Origin of the sequence: Citrobacter sp. wls827, assembly GCF_005280875.1 — a bacterium.
Classification (GTDB): Bacteria; Pseudomonadota; Gammaproteobacteria; order Enterobacterales; family Enterobacteriaceae; genus Citrobacter; species Citrobacter youngae.
In genome coordinates this window covers 173,962-177,203 of sequence record NZ_SZWR01000010.1, presented here as the reverse complement: position 1 = coordinate 177,203, position 3,242 = coordinate 173,962, and the positions used below count along the sequence as shown (strand labels likewise).

The 3,242-nt window shown below is 54.5% G+C and carries 4 protein-coding genes; 2 read left to right on the top strand and 2 right to left on the bottom strand.

Features of this window, described 5'->3' with window-relative positions; all coding sequences use genetic code 11:
• Positions 1-39: 39 nt before the first annotated feature.
• A complete protein-coding gene (locus tag FDX03_RS04200; RefSeq protein WP_048210984.1) occupies positions 40-279 on the bottom strand; it encodes a hypothetical protein in 240 nt (79 codons plus the stop codon).
• A complete protein-coding gene (pdxK, locus tag FDX03_RS04195; RefSeq protein ID WP_137345522.1) occupies positions 276-1,142 on the bottom strand; it encodes a pyridoxine/pyridoxal/pyridoxamine kinase in 867 nt (288 codons plus the stop codon). Before pdxK ends, FDX03_RS04200 begins: the two co-directional genes overlap by 4 nt.
• 82 nt (positions 1,143-1,224) lie before the next feature.
• On the opposite strand from pdxK, the gene ptsJ reads away from it, so the two are divergent.
• A complete protein-coding gene (gene ptsJ / locus FDX03_RS04190; RefSeq protein ID WP_137345521.1) occupies positions 1,225-2,517 on the top strand; it encodes a transcriptional regulator PtsJ in 1,293 nt (430 codons plus the stop codon).
• A 13-nt stretch (positions 2,518-2,530) separates the two neighbouring features.
• The coding region (locus FDX03_RS04185) for a type 1 glutamine amidotransferase (RefSeq protein WP_137345682.1) at positions 2,531-3,242 on the top strand (712 nt) is incomplete at its 3' end.

Here is a 3,242-nt window from a genome sequence, read left to right as displayed (position 1 = left end):
CGCCGATTGGCGCCATTTTTTTATACACTTCATCCGCCATTAAATGTGCGCGGTCATCGGTCGATAATACGCTTCGCGCATCAGGATTTTCATGCCCTCCGGTCCGCTTTCCAGCATCCGTCGTTCCGAATCCGCCACCAACAACTCACAGTCGTAACCACCCGCAATGCCAAACATGGCCCGCGCCACGCAGATATCTTCCAGCGCTTCTGTCCCGCTGGTGTCAAAATGTCCAACCATACGCCCATTCTGGCGAACCACCAGCCGGTAACTCTTCATCGCGACTCCCCTGCCGGTGGCAGAATTAATTCATCACAACCGCACTGGTGCGTCCACGTCATCACGTCCAGCACCCGCTGTGCAGCATCGTGCGTCGCGGTCGTCAGCGCTTTGCCCATCACAAGGCCGCTCACCAGCTCGGCGCAGAACAGATCGCCGGTGCCCTTCAGGTCCGTTTTCACCCGCGGATGGGCTAGCACCTCAACCGTTTCAGCCATCACCACCGCAACATGAATTATCTCTTCCGTATCCCCCGGCGCACTGGTGATCACCACCCATTTCAGCGTATCAGTGAGCAGCGATTTGGCTGCCGATATCGCTTCATCCAGCGTGCGACACGGTTTACCGCTCAATATCTGCAGCTCAAACACGTTTGGCGTCAGTCCCTGTGCCAGCGGTAACAGATGTTTGCGATACGCCTGCGGTATTTCAGCCTTTACGTACATGCCGCTGTCCGTATCGCCAATCACCGGATCGACCAGAATACACAGATCCGGGTGGGTAGCCCGAACGGTCTCCAGCCACTGTGCCAACAGAGCGATTTGTTCCGCACTGCCCATATACCCCGTGGTCACCGCTTTTAGCTCACGTAACGCATCGCGCTCATTTAAGGCGCGAAGATAGCCGCTAAACCAGTCGGCCGGGATAACACCACCATAAAAGGTCTCATAATGCGGTGTATTACTGAACAGCACCGTTGGGATCGCGGTGACGCGTAATCCCTGCGCTTTGATGGCTGGGACGGCGATACTGTTGCCTACGCTGCCATACACCACCTGTGACTGGACTGCGACGATATCGGTTTGTAACGCCCGATGCTTGTCGTCGAAGAGCACTGACTGAATATCACTCCCCTGCTCCATAAATCTCTCCTCTCGCTGGACAGCGGGCTAACGCCTCACTATTATCGTCATATGCTAAAATTCATTTTGTCATAGGTCAATAATGATCGACGGAAAAACCGCTAACGAAATTTTTGACAGTATTCGTCAACATGTCGCTACAGGCACGTTGGCAGCAGGAGAAACGTTGCCACCGGTGCGTGAACTGGCAACAGCATTGAACGTTAACCGTAATACTGTCGCGGCGGCTTATAAACGCCTTGTCACCTCCGGACTGGCGCAGAGCCTCGGACGCAATGGCACGGTGATCAAAGAAATTTCTGCCCCCGTTGCGCTGGAAGGTGGAAACCCGGATACCCCGCTTACCGACCTTTCCGGCGGTAACCCTGCGCCAACTTGTCTCCCCGATCTCAGCCGTTATTTCGCGCAAATAAATAAGAATCCACGTCTGTATGGCGATGCCGTCGTATCGCCTGAGCTTAAAACCTGGGCCACACGCTGGATGCAGGATGCCCTCCCTGGCGTGGGGGAAATTGATATCACCAGCGGTGCTATTGATGCCATTGAACGGCTACTGTGCGCCCATTTATTGCCGGGCGATAGCGTCGCGGTAGAAGATCCCTGCTTTTTAAGTAGCATCAATATGTTGCGTTATGCGGGATTCTCAGCGAGCCCGGTCACCGTAGACAACGAAGGCATGCAACCCGACATGCTGGAGGCTGCGTTACAAAGAGGTGCGCGGGCGGTGATCCTTACGCCGCGGGCTCACAACCCAACGGGATGCAGCCTGAGCGCCTCACGCGCGGCGCAATTGCAGGAAATTCTGGCCCGCTATCCGCAGACGCTGGTGATCGTCGACGACCACTTTGCGCTGCTATCTACTTGCCACTGGTATCCGGTGATTGCGAAGGAAACCACGCACTGGGCAGTCGTCCGTTCAATGTCGAAAACATTAGGTCCGGACTTACGCCTGGCCATTGTGGCCAGCGATCCGGTCACTTCAGCGAAACTGCGGTTACGACTCAACTCCGGTAGCCAGTGGGTCAGCCATCTGCTTCAGGATTTAGCCTGCGCCTGCCTGAGCGACGAAGAGTATCGACATAAGCTGGTGCAGACTCAGCAGTTTTACGCAACACAGCAGCAAAAACTGACCACCGCTCTCAGAGGATATGGCATTGATCTGCCCGTCGCTGATGGTCTGAATCTGTGGCTGCCTCTGGCGCACCACAGTCAATCACTTGCTTTTGCCCTGGCAAAATCCGGTTGGCTGGTACGCGAAGGCGAGGTATTTGGTGTGAATACACCATCGCACGGTCTGCGCATTACCCTGTCGACCTTAAACGACAACGATATTCATAAGCTGGCGGCTGATATTCATCAGGCGCAAAAGCGCTAACAGGAGAGAAAAAGTGCGAGTTCATTTTGTTATTCATGAGTCTTTTGAATCTGCTGGCGCGTATCTGCCGTGGGCCGAATCACGTGGCTATACCATCAGCTGGTCACGGGTTTACGCCGGAGAATCGGTTCCCGCCAATGCCGATGGCTTCGATATGCTGGTCGTCTTTGGCGGTCCGCAGTCTCCACGCACCACGCTGGCGGAGTGCCCGTATTTTGACTCTCAGGCCGAACAGCACCTGATCAACCAGGCGATTGCGGCACGCAAAATTGTGGTGGGGATCTGCTTAGGTTCACAGCTCATTGGCGAAGCACTGGGCGCGAAAGTATGTCAAAGCCCGGAAAAAGAGATTGGTCATTTTCCCATTACACTGACTGAAGCAGGTAAAGCGCACCCGCTGATCGCCCACTTTGGATCGCCGCTGATGGTCGGTCACTGGCACAACGATATGCCAGGATTAACCGACCAGGCGACAATTCTTGCCACAAGCGTTGGCTGCCCACGACAAATCGTACAATACGGTAATTTTGTCTATGGCTTTCAGTGCCATATGGAGTTTACCGCCGAAGCGGTCGAAGGATTAATTCAGCACTCTGAGCAGGAGTTAGCCGAAGCCAAAGGGAAGCGTTTCATCCGTTCTGTTGAAGAGATGCGCGCATGGGATTATCAGCAGATGAATGAGAAGCTGTGGCAGTTCCTGGATAAGCTTGTGGAAAAACGTAACG